The sequence below is a fragment of the Burkholderia sp. RF2-non_BP3 genome, assembly GCF_001522185.1.
Lineage (GTDB): Bacteria > Pseudomonadota > Gammaproteobacteria > Burkholderiales > Burkholderiaceae > Burkholderia > Burkholderia diffusa.
Genome location: NZ_LOSU01000033.1, coordinates 163,212 through 177,566 on the forward strand (window position 1 = coordinate 163,212; position 14,355 = coordinate 177,566).

Here is a 14,355-nt window from a genome sequence, read left to right on the forward strand (position 1 = left end):
TCTCCGTTCAGTGCAGCGTTGCGAGATAGGCGGCGAGATCGTCGGCGTCGCGCGGCGCGAGCGCGAACGACGGCATCAGCGTCTGCGGCTTGATCTGCTGCGCATGCGCGATCCAGCGCCGCAGGTTGTCGGGCGTGTTGTCGAGCGTACCGGCCGCGAGCAGCCGGCGCGACCCGAGATGCGACAGGTCGGGGCCCGCGTCGCCGGCCGCGTCGGTGCCGCGCACCGTGTGGCAACCCGCGCAGCGCGCGTCGAACACGTGGCGGCCGCGCCGCTCGGCGCCGACGGCGGGCGCCGGCGCCGGCTGCCGCTGCGCGGCGAGCCACGCGCGAAACGCGTCGGGCGGCTCGGCCACGACCTCGAATGCCATGTGCGCGTGCTGCGCGCCGCAATACTGCGAGCACTGTCCGCGGTACACGCCCGGCCGGTCGGCCTGCAGCCACTGATGATTCGTCTGGCCGGGAATCGTCTGCGTCTTGCCGGCCAGTTGCGGGACCCAGAACGCATGGATCACGTCCGCGCTTTTCAGTTCGAGCGCGACGGGTTCGCCGACCGGGATGTGGAGTTCGTTCGCGGTGACGAACGCAGTGCCGCCCGCGTCGTCCGGATAGCGGACGGCCCACCACCAGTCGTGTGCGGTCACGACGATCGTGAGCGCGGGTGGATGCGGCGGCGACGCCACCGCGCCCAGCACGCGCAGCATGTACACGAGCGCGCCGAACAGCAGCGCGATCGAGATCGCGGAGCCGACCGTGACGATCGCCAGCCCGCTGTCGTGGCCGCCGCCCGCATGCGTGCGGCGGCGAAACATCGCAATCAGCAGCAGCACCGCGATCGCGATGCACACGAACGTGCACAGCGCCAGCAGCGCCCAGCCAAGCACGAACACCGGTCGGGCAGCCGGGCCCGCCGCATGCGCGACGTAAGCGAGCGGCAGCGGCCCGGCCGGTGCGTCGGGCTCGCTGGCGGCGCGCGCGGCGGCCATGGGAGCGGCGAGGCACGCGGTCGCGGCGAGGCGAACGATACGGCGCGCTTTCTCGGGTGGCGGGACGGGCAACAGGGCTCCTTTTCGGATTCGGCGGCGTGACGACAGCCGTTCGACAACCGTTCGCGGCGGAGCAATTTCCGTGCGTGCGCCGTGTCGGCATCGCGGCCCGGGCGTTGTCCGTGCAACGGGCTGCGCGTTACAGCCGGCTTGTAAATTTGGCGACCGTTCACGGCGTGCTCGGAGCACGGTGCGCGGCACATTGCTTGCTACCCCGATCGTGTTCTGGCAGGCCGCTCGGGGTAGGTCCCGGCTGCGTGCCGCCCACCGCGAGAAAAACCGGAGGAATCGACCGTGAAGACCGTCGCGATCACCGGTGCGAGCGCCGGCGTCGGCCGCGCGACCGCCCATGCGTTTGCGCGGCGCGGCGCGAACGTCGCGCTGCTCGCGGCGGGTTTCGTCGCCGCGCGCAAGCTGAACCGGTGAGCGCGATGAGGATCGAGGATTACGCACTGATCGGCGATGGCCGCAGCGCCGCGCTCGTCGCGCTCGACGGCAGCATCGACTGGCTGTGCTGGCCGGACTTCGACTCGCCGCCATGCTTTGCCGCCCTCGTCGGCACGCCCGACAACGGCCGTTTCCGTATCGCGCCGCGCGAGCCGGATGCGCGCGCGACGCGCCGCTACCTGCCTGGCACCGCGGTGCTCGAAACGACGTTCGAGACGTCGTCGGGCTGTGTCGTCATGATCGACTGGATGAGCTGGGATGCGCGCGACCCGTGCGTCATCCGCAGCGTGCGCGGCGAGCGCGGCACGGTCGAGCTCGACGTCGATCTCGGCGTGCGCTTCGACTACGGCCACGCGTTGCCGTGGTGCCGCCGTCTCGGCCGGCGCTGGCGAATGATGACGGGCGGCGACGCGATGTGGCTCGATACCGACGTGCACCTCGACGTGCGGGACGACCGGCTCGTCGGCGCGCCGCGAATCGCCGCGGGCGAGCGCGCGGATTTCTGCATCAGCTACGCGCGTTCGTACGATCGGCCGCCGTCGCTGTCGGATCCGTACGCGTCGTTGCGCGACACGCAGGCGTTCTGGCGCGTCTGGTCGAAGTGCAATGCGGCGCAAGGCCCGTATCGCGATGCGATCGAGCGCGCCCTGATCACGGTGAAGCTGCTGTCGAGCTTGCGCACCGGCGGCATCGTCGCGGCGCCGACGAGCTCGCTGCCCGAACGCTTCGGCGGCGTGCGCAACTGGGATTACCGGTTCTGCTGGCTGCGCGACGCGAGCTTCACGCTGCGCGCGCTGGTGCGCTGCGGCTACCGCGAGGAGGCCGCGCGCTGGCGAGACTGGCTGGTGCGCGCGATCGCCGATCACCCGGCGCAATTGCAGGTGCTGTACGCGGCCGACGGCGGCCGGCGCGCGGACGAATGGTCGGCCGCGCACCTGGCCGGTTACGAAGGCGCGCGGCCGGTGCGCTTCGGCAACGCGGCGGCCGAGCAACTGCAGCTGGACGTCTACGGCGAGGTGCTGGCCGCGCTGTACCAGGCGCGCCGGCACGGGCTGCCGCCCGACGACGATGCGTGGACGCTCGAGCGGCGGCTGCTCGACCATCTCGCGACGATCTGGCGCGAGCCGGACGAGGGGATCTGGGAGGTGCGCAGCGGACGGCACCCGTTTACGTCGTCGAAGGTGATGGTGTGGGCGGCCGTCGAAAGTGCGTATCGTTCCGCGCGCGCGTTCGGCCATCACGCGCCACTCGAGGAGTGGCGGCGCTGGGCCGACACCGTGCACGCGGATGTGCTCGCCCGTGGCTATCACCCGAAACTCGGCCGCTTCGTCGACCGCTACGACGGCGACGGACTCGACGTGAGCCTGCTGCTGATTCCGCTGACGGGGATGCTCGACGCGTCGGATCCGCGCGTCGCGGCGACGGTCGCCGCGATCGAGCGCGAACTGGTCGAGGATGGCCTGCCGTTCCGTTACCGGCCGCCGCGTTTCAAGGATGGTTGCGAAGGCAACGAGGGTGCGTTCGTCGCGGCCGGCTTCTGGCTCGCGCAGGTTTACCAGATGCAGGGCCGCGACGCCGACGCGCACGCGCTGTTCGAGCGGCTGCTGGGCCTGCGCAACGACGTCGGGCTGCTGTCGGAAGAGTACGACGTGAAGGCGCGGCGCATGTGCGGGAATTTTCCGTTTACGCTTGCGCAGGTCGGGCTGGTCAACGCGGCGCTCGCGCTGGAGGGCGACTGGCGCGACGACGTCGATACCGGCTGACGTGCCGCATCGCGCCGCACGCGACGGGGCAGCACGGCACGACGCACGCTTCGTGTCGTCCCGCCCGTCATGTGCTACGACTCGTGCCTGCCTCCCTTGCCACCGCGCTCGCCGTTGCCCGGCAGCACGGCCGACAGCACCTGCCGCGCGGTCTCGACGATCACGTTCGCTTCGCGCGGGTCGCCTTTCACCAACGTTTCGGCAAAATGCTTTGCCTGCTGCAGCGTCACGTGCGGCGGCAGCGGCGGCACCTCCGGATCGCTCTTGACCTCGAGCACGACCGGACGGTCCGACGCGAGCGCCTCGTCCCATGCGGCGCCGAGCTGTTCCGGATCGTCGACGTAGATGCCCTTCAGCCCGAGCAGCGTCGCGAAGCGGTAGTACGGCACGTTCGGAATCTGCTGCGACGCGTCGAGCTTCGGATCGCCTTCCATCACGCGCTGTTCCCACGTCACCTGGTTCAGATCCTCGTTGTTGAGCACCATGCAGATCCAGCGCGGGTCGGGCCATTGCCGCCAGTACTTCGCGACCGTGATCAGCTCGGCCATGTTGTTCATCTGCATCGCGCCGTCGCCGACCATCGCGATCACCGGGCGCACCGGGTACGCGAACTTCGCGGCGATCGCGTACGGCACGGCCGCGCCCATCGACGCGAGCCCGCCCGACAGCGAACCCATCATCCCGCGTCGCATCATCAGGTCGCGCGCATACCAGTTCGCGCAGGAGCCCGAATCACTCGTCAGGATCACGTCGTCGGGCAACCGTGGCGACAGCTCGGTGAATGCGCGCTGAGGATTCACGCCACGCCCGGCGCTCGGCTTCGCGGCCGCGCGCGCGGCCAGCGTCTCGTGCCAGTCCGCGTTCCATTTCGCGATCTGGTCGCGCCAACTCGTGTCGTGCCGTTCCTTCAACAGCGGCAGCAGCGCGCGCAACGTCTCGGCGCTGTCGCCGACGAGATTGACCTCCATCGGGTAGCGCAGGCTCAGCATGTCGGCCTTCAGGTCGATCTGCACGCCGCGCGCCTGGCCTTCCTTCGGCAGGAATTCCGAGTACGGGAAGCCCGAGCCGACGACGAGCAGCGTGTCGCATTCGGTCATCAGTTCGTCGCTCGGCTTCGTGCCGAGCAGCCCGATGGAGCCCGTGACCCACGGCAGGTCGTCCGGCAGCGCGGCCTTGCCGAGCAGCGCCTTCGCGGCGCCCGCGCCGAGCCGGTCGGCCACCGCGATCACCTCGTCGGTCGCGCGCAGCGCGCCCGCGCCGACCAGCATCGCGACCTTCTTGCCGGCATTGAGCACGTCGGCCGCGCGCTGCAGGTCGTCGGCGTAGGGCACCACCTTCGGCGGCGTGTAGCCGACCCCCGAGTGCACGGTGCCGTGCGCGCGCTTCGGCGGCGCGTAGTCGAGCTCCTGCAGGTCGTTCGGCAGCACCAGCGCGGTCACCGTGCGCGCGCCGAGCGCGATGCGCACCGCGCGGTCGACCAGATGGCGCACCTGGCCCGGCACGACGGCAAGCTGGACGAATGCGCCCGCAACGTCCTTGAACAGCGCCGGCAGGTCGACTTCCTGCTGATAGTGGCCGCCGAGCGCCGCGCGCGCCTGCTGACCGACGATCGCGAGCACCGGCATGTGGTCGAGCCGGGCGTCGTACAGGCCGGTCACGAGGTGCGAGGCGCCGGGGCCCGAGGTCGCGACGCATACGCCGAGCTCGCCTGTAAATTTTGCATGTGCCGACGCCATGAAGGCCGCCATCTCCTCGTGGCGCGCCTGGACGAATTCGATCTTGCCCTCCGCCCGGCCGAGCGCGCCGAAGAAGCCGTTGATGCCGTCGCCCGGGTAGCCGTACACGCGGCGCACGCCCCAGTCGTACAGCCGTTCGACGATGAAATCCGCCACTGTCGCCATGCCGTTTCTCCTTGGTTCGGGAAGAGCCGATGAGCCGCGCAGGCGATCGTCGTGCGCGGCGCTGGCGGGCGTCGCGCAAGGCATGTGCCGCGCGGCCGCATCGGGCACGGGCGTTGAACGCAGGCGCTGCGGGCAAAGGCAGGCAATCCGGCGCGCAACGATGGCGCTTTTCGCGGTATCGGCGATCGACGACGTGCGAGACCCGGACGCGCGATCTTTAGATTGCAACTAACGGTCAATCGCGCTCCCGCCCGCCACACGATGTGCACGCGACGCGACGGCGCCGTGTTGCCCGACGCTCATGCATCAACTGCGCTTGCAGGGGACGGCCGGGCCCCGTACCGCGTCGTTCCGGGCACATCAACGACGCTCGCACCGGCTTTCACGCCCGGCGTCCCCGTTGCCGCCGGCGCTCGCCGAACGCGGAATTTTCAAGCGCTTGTCATTTCGATCGCACGGTTGCAGAGGGGCACGCGCTCCGGATGCCGCGCGGGCGGGCGCGCACCGCCGCGGCGGCAGCGTCGCGGTAAGGAACGGCACATGCTGCCCGTGTCGACGAAGCCCGGCGGTTCCGGGTATCGACTACGGTGCTCCCATGACTTCCAGAACTCGCTCGATCAATCCGTTGTTGAATCTCGCGGTGGCCGTCGCATGCGGCGCGGCGGCGATGTACTTTTTCGATCCGGCATCGGGCCGGCGGCGGCGCGCGTACGTGCGGGACAAGGCCGCCGCGGGCCGGCACGGCGTGGTCGACTACGCGAATACGCAGGCGAAGCGCGCGGCCGACCATGCGCGCGGCGCGATCGCGGGACTGCGCGCCGACTGGCTCGCGGGCGACGCGAACGACGCCCAGGTCACCGAACGCGTGCGTGCCGCGCTGGGTCATCTGGCCGGGCATCCGCGCGACGTCGACGTGACCGTCGAGCACGGGCATGTGCGCCTGAGCGGGCAGGTGGAAGAAGCGGAACGGCACGCCGTCGTCGACGGTGTGGCCGCGCTGCGCGGCGTGCAGACCGTCGAGGATGCGATGGGCGCGCGTAGCGAATACAAGGCGCCGCCCGGCGGCCCGATGCACTGACGTCGGCATCGGCCGCGCGCGGCGGGCGCGGCAAACGCGGTAAACGAAGCACGACGCGCATTCGGCGCGTGCGTGGCTGCCGCAACGTCGGCCACGCCGCGCCCCATCCGGAGAACAGCTGATGACCGATCGCCCGATTTCCGCAACGACACCTCCCGCACCGGAGCCCGATGCGCACCACGCGCTCGAAAGCCTGCTGGGCAGCCTCCACCGCCATGGCTTCTTGCGTTTCGCGAACGAAGTCGTCAGCGCGAATGCGCAGATGGCCGAGACCTTCGTCGATGCGTTCGACAAGCCCGGCATGCAGAGCGGCGTGCAGAATCTCGCCGCGCTGCTGATGGCGCTGTCGCGGATTCCGCCGGAGCAGTTCGGCAGAGCCGTGTTCGCGGCCGCCGACGCGCTGCATCACGTCGGCGCGTGGAAGCCGGACGAGCACGAGCACGTCGCGCCCGGCGTGCGCGGCGCGTACCGGCTGCTGCACGACGAAGCGCTGTGGGATGCGCTGACGCCGCTGCTCGAAGGGCTGAAGGTGTTCGCGCAAGGGCTCGCGCGCGAGCCGCGCAATCCGGCGAGCCCGTCGGTCAGCGAGCGGCCGACGGGCGCGTGATCGCGGCGAGCGCAGGCAAGCCGCGTTGCCCGCACAGCGCCGAGAGCTGATGCACGATGCGCTGCGTCGGCGTGCTCGCCGGCCACCGCGCGACCGCGTCGAAGCCGACCCAGCGGCACAGCGCGATCTCGTGCCCGGGGCACGCGTGCCGGCCGGGCGGCATGCGCGCGACGAAGACGTGATGACGCTTCACGCTGCCGTCCACGAAGAAGCAATACGCAAGCTCGAGATCGGCGAGTCCCGTTTCCTCCTGTAATTCGCGACGCGCGGCGTCGAGCGCGGATTCCCCGCGCCGGATCACGCCGCCCGGCAGCGTCCAGCGCGACGAGGGACGGCGCGCGACCAGCAATACGCGATCGTTGCGATGGCACACGATCGTCGCGCGCTCCTTCGCAAGCGGCGCGAGCGGCACCGCGCGCACCGGGAAGGCGGTCGGATCGGGGAGTGTCATGTCCAGCGGGCGACGGGTAAGGGCACGGTCCATGATCCCATCGGGCAACGGGCGTGCCCGCGCCGCGTCGCCGCATCCTGGCGGATGCGACGCGGGCGACCCGATGCGCACGCCGCGAACATGCGGGTGCTGCTCAGCGTTTGACCGGCGCGGCGTTACCCGGCGCCGCCGCCGCCGTGCTGTCGCGCGGTGCACCTGCGCCGAGATCGGCTCCCGTCACGGGATCGCAGCGCGGGTCGGACGCGAGTCGCCGTGTCATCGCTTCGAGCGCCTGCGACTGCTGCGGCTCGACCGCGCCCTTCGCGGCGCCGTCGCCGCCGTCGACCGCCGGCTCGCCGCGCCGAAACGCGAGCGAGTCGCCGCGATTCCACGGGCCCGGCACCGGCTCGCCATCCTGCATCCGGAAGTACACGCGGTCGTACGGGGGCTTCGGCGGCAGCTTGCCCGGCGGGAAATTGCCGGTGATCGCGTACAGCGCCTTCTCGAACGACACCTGGTGCGAGACCTCGCGCGTCATCAGAAAACCCAGTGCGTCGCGGATGCCCGGATCGTCGGTCACGTTGATGAGCCGCTCGTAGATGATCTTCGCGCGCGCTTCGGCCGCGATGTTCGAGCGCAGGTCGGCCGTCGGTTCGCCGATCGTGTCGATGTATGCGGCCGACCAGGGCACGCCGCCCGAATTGGTCAGCGGCGCGCCTGCGCCGTACAGCACCTGCGTGACGTGACTGTCGTTACCCGCGCCGTGCAGCTTGCGGTAGAGCTCGGCCTGTTCGTCGACGGCTTCGGCGAGCTCGCCCTTCGCGCCCCGGTTCAGCATCGCGGCCATCGAGCCGATGACTTCGAGATGGCTCAGTTCCTCGGTCGCGATGTCGAGCAGCATGTCCTTGCGGCCGGGATCCTCTTCGGTGATCGCCTGCGTGAAATAGCGCATCGCGGCGGCGAGTTCGCCTTGCGGTCCGCCGAACTGTTCCAGCAGCAGGTTGGCGAGCCCCGGATTCGGCGCACCGACGCGCACCGTGTACTGAAGCCGTGTGTTGTGAATGAACATGAAACCTCCGTGTCGGGAAATGAACGGCAACTGCGACGGAGGCCGAGCACGGGGCGCGCCCGTGGCGGTGCGGCGAAGCGAGACCGACGTGCCGTGCGGAGCGAGGCCCGATGCTCGCGGGCGCGTGGCGACATCGCTACCGCGCATCGGTCTTGTCGGGTGTCGTGTCGGGCGCGATGCATGCGCCCGCGATTTTTCAACGCGTTGTCATTTCTGCTGCGGCGGCTCGGCATGGACGATGCCCGGCTGGCGCGTGTCGCGGCGTGCGCGCGTGCGGGGTGCCGGCGCGTCGGGCAACTGCGCCGGCCGGCGCTCATCGGGCGCTTGAGGCTTGCCTTCGGCAGGATCGCGCGCGCTGCGTGGTGGCGGCGTGTCCGTGCCGTGTCGCTTGCCCTCCGGGCCGGGCGTGCTGTCGCCGCGGTCCTGTCCGTGCGAATCGGTGTCGAGCGAAGATGATCGCTTCATCGGGGCGCCTGTCGTGGTGATCGGATCGCGATTGCCGCGCATCGCTCGTGCCGGCGGCATCCGGCAGGCGGCGCGCGTGCCGGGTGCGCCGCTTGCTTGCCTGGACGCTTGAGGCCGGCGCGTGCAATACCGCACGCGGCCGCCGCCCGGAGCGATATTTCATGCCCGATGCGACCCTGTTCCCGTTGCCCGTCGATGAGCGATTGCGCGTGTCGTTCCGGCGCACGTTCGCGCCGGAACGACACGGCAGTCGGACGGGGCTGGCGCGGTTGCCGACGCAATGCTCGCCCTCGGCCGCGACGTGGGCCACGGAGGGCGCGTCGACCGCGTTTGCACCTCCGACCGTCTACCGCGCGGGCGACGGCAATGCCGACGCCGGCAACGGCGGTGGCACCGGGCAGCATCGCCATGACGAGCGAGACACCGATGCACCGGGCGGCGGCGGAGGCGACGGCCATCCGCACGACGATCGCGGCGGCCGCACCGGCGGCGATGGCGACGGCGACAACGGCGAAGGCGCGCGCAAGCGGCCCGGCAGGAAACCGCTGATCATCCTCGGCGCGGTGCTGTTCGTGCTGGTGATCGCGGGGATCGTGTGGTGGCTCGCGACGCGCGACCAGGAAAGCACCGACGACGCGTACACCGACGGCAACGCGGTGGCCATTGCACCGCATGTGTCCGGCTACGTGACACGGCTCGCGGTCGACGACAACACGTTCGTGCATCGCGGCGACGTGCTCGTCGAGATCGATCCGCGCGACTACCGCGCGCAAGTCGATGCGGCGCGCGCGCAGCTCGGACTGGCACAGGCCCAGCTCGACGCGGCGCGCGTGCAGCTCGACATCGCGCATGTGCAGTTTCCGGCGCAGTACCGGCAGGCCCGCGCGCAGATCGAATCGGCGGAAGCCGCGTACCGTCAGGCGCTCGCCGCGCAGGAACGGCAGCGCGCGGTCGATGCGCGTGCGACGTCTCAGCAGGCGATCGACGCGGCCGATGCCCAGCGTGCGAGCGCCGATGCGAACGTCGCGATGGCCCAGGCGCAGGCACGTACCGCGAGCCTCGTGCCGCAGCAGATCCGGCAGGCCGAAACGGCCGTCGAGGAGCGCCGCCAGCAGGTGCTCCAGGCGCGTGCGCAACTCGATACGGCCGATCTGAATCTGTCGTACTGCGAACTGCGTGCGTCGTCCGACGGGTGGGTCACGCGCAGGAACGTGCAACTGGGCTCATACCTGCAGGCGGGTGCGTCGATCTTCTCGATCGTCACGCCGCGTGTCTGGATCACCGCGAACTTCAAGGAGTCGCAACTGGAGCGGATGCGTATCGGCGATCGCGTCGACGTGTCGGTCGACGCGTATCCCGATCTCGATCTGCACGGCCACGTCGACAGCATCCAGCTCGGCAGCGGCGCGCATTTCTCCGCATTCCCGGCCGAGAATGCGACCGGCAACTTCGTGAAGATCGTGCAGCGCGTGCCTGTGAAGATCGTGCTCGACGGTCCGCTGCCGCGCAATCCGCCGCTCGGTCTCGGCTTGTCGGCCGAACCGACCGTGCACCTGAAATGACCGGCCGCCGCGCGATGGCCCGCCATCACCGGAGCGATCCGATGCACGACATCCATACGCCCACCTCGTCACGCGGGGCCCGCCGATGAACCGGCCGCCCGACCGGCCGGCATCGTCCGGCGGCGGCGCCTGGCGGCCGGCCGCGAACCCGTGGGTCGTCGCGATCGTCGTCACGCTCGCCGCGTTCATGGAAGTGCTCGACACGACGATCGTGAACGTCGCGCTGCCGCATATCGCGGGCACGATGTCCGCGAGCTACGACGAGGCGACCTGGACGCTCACGTCATATCTTGTCGCGAACGGCATCGTGCTGCCGATTTCGGGCTTCTTCGGGCGCCTGCTCGGTCGCAAGCGCTACTTCGTGCTGTGCATCGCCGCGTTCACGGTGTGCTCGTTCCTGTGCGGCGTCGCGACCAATCTCGGCGAACTGATCGTGTTCCGCGTGCTGCAGGGGCTGTTCGGCGGCGGGCTGCAGCCGAACCAGCAATCGATCATCCTCGACACGTTTCCTCCCGAACAGCGCAACCGCGCGTTCTCGATCTCGGCGATCGCGATCGTCGTCGCGCCGGTGCTCGGGCCGACGCTCGGCGGCTGGATCACCGATCATTTCTCGTGGCGTTGGGTGTTCCTGCTCAACGTGCCGATCGGCGCGCTGACCGTGCTCGCGGTGATGCAGCTCGTCGAGGATCCGCCGTGGCGGCGTGGCGCCGAGCGCGGGATTTCCGTCGATTACATCGGCATCGGGCTGATCGCAATCGGACTCGGCTGCCTGCAGGTCATGCTCGATCGCGGCGAGGACGACGACTGGTTCGGCTCGAACTTCATCCGCATCTTCGCGGCGCTGTCCGCGCTCGGGTTGATCGGCGCGACGATGTGGCTGCTGCGCGCGAGGAAACCGGTGGTCGACCTGTCGTGCCTGCGCGACCGCAACTTCGCACTCGGCTGCGTGACGATCGCGACGTTCGCGGCCGTGCTGTACGGCAGCGCGGTGATCGTGCCGCAACTCGCGCAGCAGCACCTCGGCTATACGGCGACGCTCGCGGGCCTCGTGCTGTCGCCCGGCGCGCTGCTGATCACGATGGAAATCCCGATCGTGAGCCGCCTGATGCCGCACGTGCAGACGCGCTATCTGGTCGGCTTCGGTTTCGTGCTGCTGTCGGGCGCGCTGATCTATTCGCGGATGCTGGTGCCGGACATCGACTACAAGCACCTGGTGATGATCCGCTGCGCGCAGTCGCTGGCGATCGGCTTCCTGTTCGTGCCGATCACGACGCTCGCGTATCTGACCGTGCCGCAGCGGCTCAACGACGACGCGTCCGCGCTGTTCACGATGTTCCGCAACGTCGCGGGGTCCATCGGCATTTCGGTGTCGACCGCGCTGATCCGGGAGCGCACGCAGGCGCGCTTGGCGCACCTGTCCACGCATATGTCGCCGCTATCGCAGAACTTTCAGGAGTCGCTGCAAGATCATGCCCGCACGATCGGCGCGCTGTCGGGCGCGCCGCCGCCGGCCGCGCTCCAGACCGCCACCGGCCGGCTGTACGAGACGTTCATCTCGCAGGCGACGATCCTCGCGTATATCGACGTGTTCGCGATCCTCGCGGTGTTCTGCGCGTTCAGCATTCCGTTGACGTTCCTGTTCTCGCCGGTGAAGGCCGCACGCGGCGCGGGAGGGCATTGAGGATGACGAATCGTCTACAGCGCGGTCGCCGCCGACATTCGCCGCGAGCGCGTGGTATCGCGGCGGTGCTCGCGGTCTGCGCGGCACTCGCGGGCTGCACCGTCGGGCCGGACTTCAAGCCGCCACATGCGGAGGTGCCGGCGAACTGGCACGACCTGAAGGCGCCGGCATCGGCCGCTTCGGGCGCATCGGCTGATTCGACGCCCGGCGCATCCGCGCCGTCGTCGCCGCTGACCAGCGCCGATCCCGACCCACGTTGGTGGCGTGCGTTCGGCGACCCGCTGCTCGACCGGCTGGTCGAGCGCGCCGCGCGTGACAACCTCGGCGTGCAGGCCGCCGTGCTGCGCATCGCGCAGGCGCGGGCGCAGGTGCGCGCGGCGGCTGCGCAGGGCTTGCCCAACGTGCGCGCGAGCGCGAGCTACCAGCGCGAGCAGTTGGGCCTGAAGGGCATCATCGAGGAACAGGGCATCGACCAGCGCGTCGACCGCCTCGGTGCGCCGGGTTCGCCGCTCGACCGGTACGGCCCGGGCACCGGCGCGAGCGTGCAGCAGGGCGCACGGGGTGCGATCGATGCCCTCGAGGCGCCGGTCAACCTGTGGCAGGCCGGATTCGACGCGTCGTGGGAACTCGACCTGTTCGGGCGCGTGCGCCGCTCGGTCGAATCGGCCGGCGCGCAGGCAAGCGCCGCTGTCGCGAGCCGCGACGACGCGTTGCTGTCGCTCGAGGCCGAAGTCGCGCAGACCTATCTGCAACTGCGCGGCGCCGAAGCGCAGCGCGCGCTGGCCGATGACCTCCAACGCGCGCAGCGCGACCTGCTCGACCTCACGCGCGAGCAGGCCGCGCACGGCCTTGCGAGCGATCTGGACGTACGCAGCGCCGACGCGCGGCTCGCGCAGATCCGCGCGCAACTGCCGCAGTTCGACCAGCAGATCGCGCTGCTGCGCAATGGTCTCGCGTATCTGGTCGGGGGGCCGCCGGGTGCGCTCGACGACTGGCTCGACGTGCCGCGCGCATTGCCGGGCGTGCCGCCCGCCGTGCCGGTCGGACTGCCGTCGACGCTCGCGCGCCGGCGGCCCGACATCCGCCGCGCGGAGGCCGACCTGCATGCGGCGACCGCGGACGTCGGCGTCGCCGTCGCGCAGTTCTATCCGGACATCTCCCTGACGGGGCAGGTCGGCCTGCGTGCGTCTCACGTTCGCGAACTCGCGCACTGGTCCCATCTGTTTTATGCGTTCGGGCCGGCCGTGTCGCTGCCGGTTTTTGCGGGCGGGCAACTGGTGTCGAATCTGCGGCTGTCGCAGGCGCGGCAGGCCGAAGCGGCGCTTGCGTACCGACAGGCGGTGCTCGTCGCACTGCGCGACGTCGACAACGCGCTGGCCGTGTATCGCACCGACCAGACGCGCGCAGCCGCGCTCGACGATGCGGAGAAGGCCGAGCGGAGCGCGCTGGAACTCGCGCGCGATCGTTACCGGAAGGGGTTGTCGCCGTTTCTCGACGTGCTCGACGCCGAGCGGCAATGGTCGGAGGGGCGGCAGAAGGCGGTGCAGGGCGCGTTGCAGACGACGACCGATCTGGTCGCGCTCTACAAGGCGCTGGGCGGTGGATGGCAGACGGCCGGCCCGGCGCCGGAAGCGGCTACGCTCGGGGCGACATCGTCGCCGGCGCAGACGGCCCACGCACCTTGGTCGCGATGAAGCGGCCGGTGCGCGACATCGCGCTTACCGGCACGCACGCGAAAACAGCAGCGAATCGGCGTCGTTGAAGCGAATCCGCACAGGATCGGCATACCCGGCCTTCTGCGCGACGCGGATCGACGCGACGTTGGTCGGCGCGATCAGGCACACGCTGCGCTCGAACCGGTGCTGCGCATCGAGCCAGCCGAGCGCATGCGACAACGCCTCGGTCGCGTAGCCCTTGCCGTGCGCCCAGCTCGCGAGCGCCCAGCCGGCTTCCGGCACGCCGCGAATCGACGGCTCGACCGCGCGATGGAAGTCGGCGAAACCGAGATCGCCGACGTAGCGGCCCGACGTCTTCTCGCGAATCGCCCAGTAGCCGTAGCCGAGCAGCGGCCACAGCCCGCGATACGCGAGCAGCCGCATCCACGAGTCGCGCGGCGCCGACGGCTTGCCGTTGAAGATGTGCGCGACGACGGTCGGCTCGGTCCACATCGCGGCGAGCGCGTCGAAGTCGCCGAGCGGGTGGCCTTCGAGAATCAGGCGGGGGGTGTCGAGAACCGGCGGGGACGTGACGGGCGGCAGGGCGCTGAGTGTCATCGGGCGTTCCATGAGGAAAGGAAGGCAGCGCGGT

12 protein-coding genes and 1 pseudogene are annotated in these 14,355 nt (G+C 70.3%); 7 read left to right on the top strand and 6 right to left on the bottom strand.

All coding sequences use genetic code 11. The annotated features are described in order from the left end of the window. Positions 1–7 precede the first annotated feature (7 nt). Entirely contained in the window at positions 8–1,057 is a 1,050-nt protein-coding gene (coxB, locus tag WS45_RS17030) for a cytochrome c oxidase subunit II (RefSeq protein WP_059700837.1), read from the bottom strand. 282 nt (positions 1,058–1,339) lie between these two features. Between coxB and WS45_RS35065 the strand changes: the two are divergent. Then, positions 1,340–1,435: pseudogene (locus WS45_RS35065) on the top strand (SDR family NAD(P)-dependent oxidoreductase); the annotation flags it as partial. A gap of 41 nt (positions 1,436–1,476) precedes the next feature. Continuing rightward, the gene (locus WS45_RS17035) at positions 1,477–3,255 is read left to right on the top strand and encodes a glycoside hydrolase family 15 protein (RefSeq protein WP_059700838.1); all 1,779 of its coding nucleotides are present in this window, start codon (positions 1,477–1,479) and stop codon (positions 3,253–3,255) included. Between the two features lie 74 nt (positions 3,256–3,329). Here the strand turns inward: WS45_RS17035 and WS45_RS17040 are convergent, their stop codons facing one another. After that, positions 3,330–5,156, bottom strand: coding sequence for a thiamine pyrophosphate-requiring protein (locus WS45_RS17040; protein WP_059700839.1), 1,827 nt, complete (start codon positions 5,154–5,156; stop codon positions 3,330–3,332). A 595-nt stretch (positions 5,157–5,751) separates the two neighbouring features. On the opposite strand from WS45_RS17040, the gene WS45_RS17045 reads away from it, so the two are divergent. Next, positions 5,752–6,234, top strand: coding sequence for a BON domain-containing protein (locus WS45_RS17045; RefSeq protein WP_059692982.1), 483 nt, complete (start codon positions 5,752–5,754; stop codon positions 6,232–6,234). A gap of 121 nt (positions 6,235–6,355) precedes the next feature. Further along, complete coding sequence (locus tag WS45_RS17050; protein WP_059536832.1) at positions 6,356–6,841, top strand: hypothetical protein; 486 nt, start codon at positions 6,356–6,358, stop codon at positions 6,839–6,841. Here the strand turns inward: WS45_RS17050 and WS45_RS17055 are convergent. The 3 genes from WS45_RS17055 to WS45_RS17065 form a co-directional block, all read right to left on the bottom strand. Then, positions 6,816–7,292 (bottom strand): NUDIX hydrolase, encoded by a 477-nt coding sequence (locus WS45_RS17055; protein ID WP_059700840.1) that lies wholly within the window; start codon positions 7,290–7,292, stop codon positions 6,816–6,818. The two genes, WS45_RS17050 and WS45_RS17055, sit on opposite strands and share 26 nt — an antisense overlap. A 133-nt stretch (positions 7,293–7,425) precedes the next feature. Continuing rightward, a complete protein-coding gene (locus WS45_RS17060; protein WP_059700841.1) occupies positions 7,426–8,340 on the bottom strand; it encodes a manganese catalase family protein in 915 nt (304 codons plus the stop codon). A 207-nt stretch (positions 8,341–8,547) separates the two neighbouring features. Next, entirely contained in the window at positions 8,548–8,847 is a 300-nt protein-coding gene (locus WS45_RS17065) for a hypothetical protein (RefSeq protein ID WP_257140481.1), read from the bottom strand. Between the two features lie 119 nt (positions 8,848–8,966). Between WS45_RS17065 and WS45_RS17070 the strand changes: the two genes are divergently transcribed. From WS45_RS17070 to WS45_RS17080, 3 genes are all read left to right on the top strand, one after another. After that, positions 8,967–10,367, top strand: coding sequence for an HlyD family secretion protein (locus WS45_RS17070; RefSeq protein ID WP_059701022.1), 1,401 nt, complete (start codon positions 8,967–8,969; stop codon positions 10,365–10,367). A gap of 85 nt (positions 10,368–10,452) precedes the next feature. Continuing rightward, positions 10,453–12,048: a DHA2 family efflux MFS transporter permease subunit gene (locus tag WS45_RS17075; protein WP_059700843.1), complete on the top strand. Its 1,596-nt coding sequence runs from the start codon at positions 10,453–10,455 to the stop codon at positions 12,046–12,048. 2 nt (positions 12,049–12,050) lie between these two features. Then, entirely contained in the window at positions 12,051–13,742 is a 1,692-nt protein-coding gene (locus WS45_RS17080) for an efflux transporter outer membrane subunit (protein WP_059700844.1), read from the top strand. Positions 13,743–13,766: 24 nt separating this feature from the next. On the opposite strand, the gene WS45_RS17085 is transcribed toward WS45_RS17080, so the two are convergent. After that, positions 13,767–14,321 (bottom strand): GNAT family N-acetyltransferase, encoded by a 555-nt coding sequence (locus tag WS45_RS17085; protein WP_257127628.1) that lies wholly within the window; start codon positions 14,319–14,321, stop codon positions 13,767–13,769. Positions 14,322–14,355 lie beyond the last annotated feature (34 nt).

Excerpts from the sequence above, each read along its gene's own strand:
- WS45_RS17075 (WP_059700843.1), top strand. The coding sequence starts at position 10,453 with ATGAACCGGCCGCCCGACCGGCCGGCATCGTCCGGCGGCGGCGCCTGG.
- WS45_RS17055 (WP_059700840.1), bottom strand. The coding sequence starts at position 7,292 with ATGACACTCCCCGATCCGACCGCCTTCCCGGTGCGCGCGGTGCCGCTC.
- WS45_RS17080 (WP_059700844.1), top strand. The coding sequence starts at position 12,051 with ATGACGAATCGTCTACAGCGCGGTCGCCGCCGACATTCGCCGCGAGCG.
- WS45_RS17045 (WP_059692982.1), top strand. The coding sequence starts at position 5,752 with ATGACTTCCAGAACTCGCTCGATCAATCCGTTGTTGAATCTCGCGGTG.
- WS45_RS17060 (WP_059700841.1), bottom strand. The coding sequence starts at position 8,340 with ATGTTCATTCACAACACACGGCTTCAGTACACGGTGCGCGTCGGTGCG.
- WS45_RS17070 (WP_059701022.1), top strand. The coding sequence starts at position 8,967 with ATGCCCGATGCGACCCTGTTCCCGTTGCCCGTCGATGAGCGATTGCGC.
- WS45_RS17085 (WP_257127628.1), bottom strand. The coding sequence starts at position 14,321 with ATGACACTCAGCGCCCTGCCGCCCGTCACGTCCCCGCCGGTTCTCGAC.
- WS45_RS17040 (WP_059700839.1), bottom strand. The coding sequence starts at position 5,156 with ATGGCGACAGTGGCGGATTTCATCGTCGAACGGCTGTACGACTGGGGC.
- WS45_RS17035 (WP_059700838.1), top strand. The coding sequence starts at position 1,477 with ATGAGGATCGAGGATTACGCACTGATCGGCGATGGCCGCAGCGCCGCG.
- WS45_RS17065 (WP_257140481.1), bottom strand. The coding sequence starts at position 8,847 with ATGCGCGGCAATCGCGATCCGATCACCACGACAGGCGCCCCGATGAAG.
- WS45_RS17050 (WP_059536832.1), top strand. The coding sequence starts at position 6,356 with ATGACCGATCGCCCGATTTCCGCAACGACACCTCCCGCACCGGAGCCC.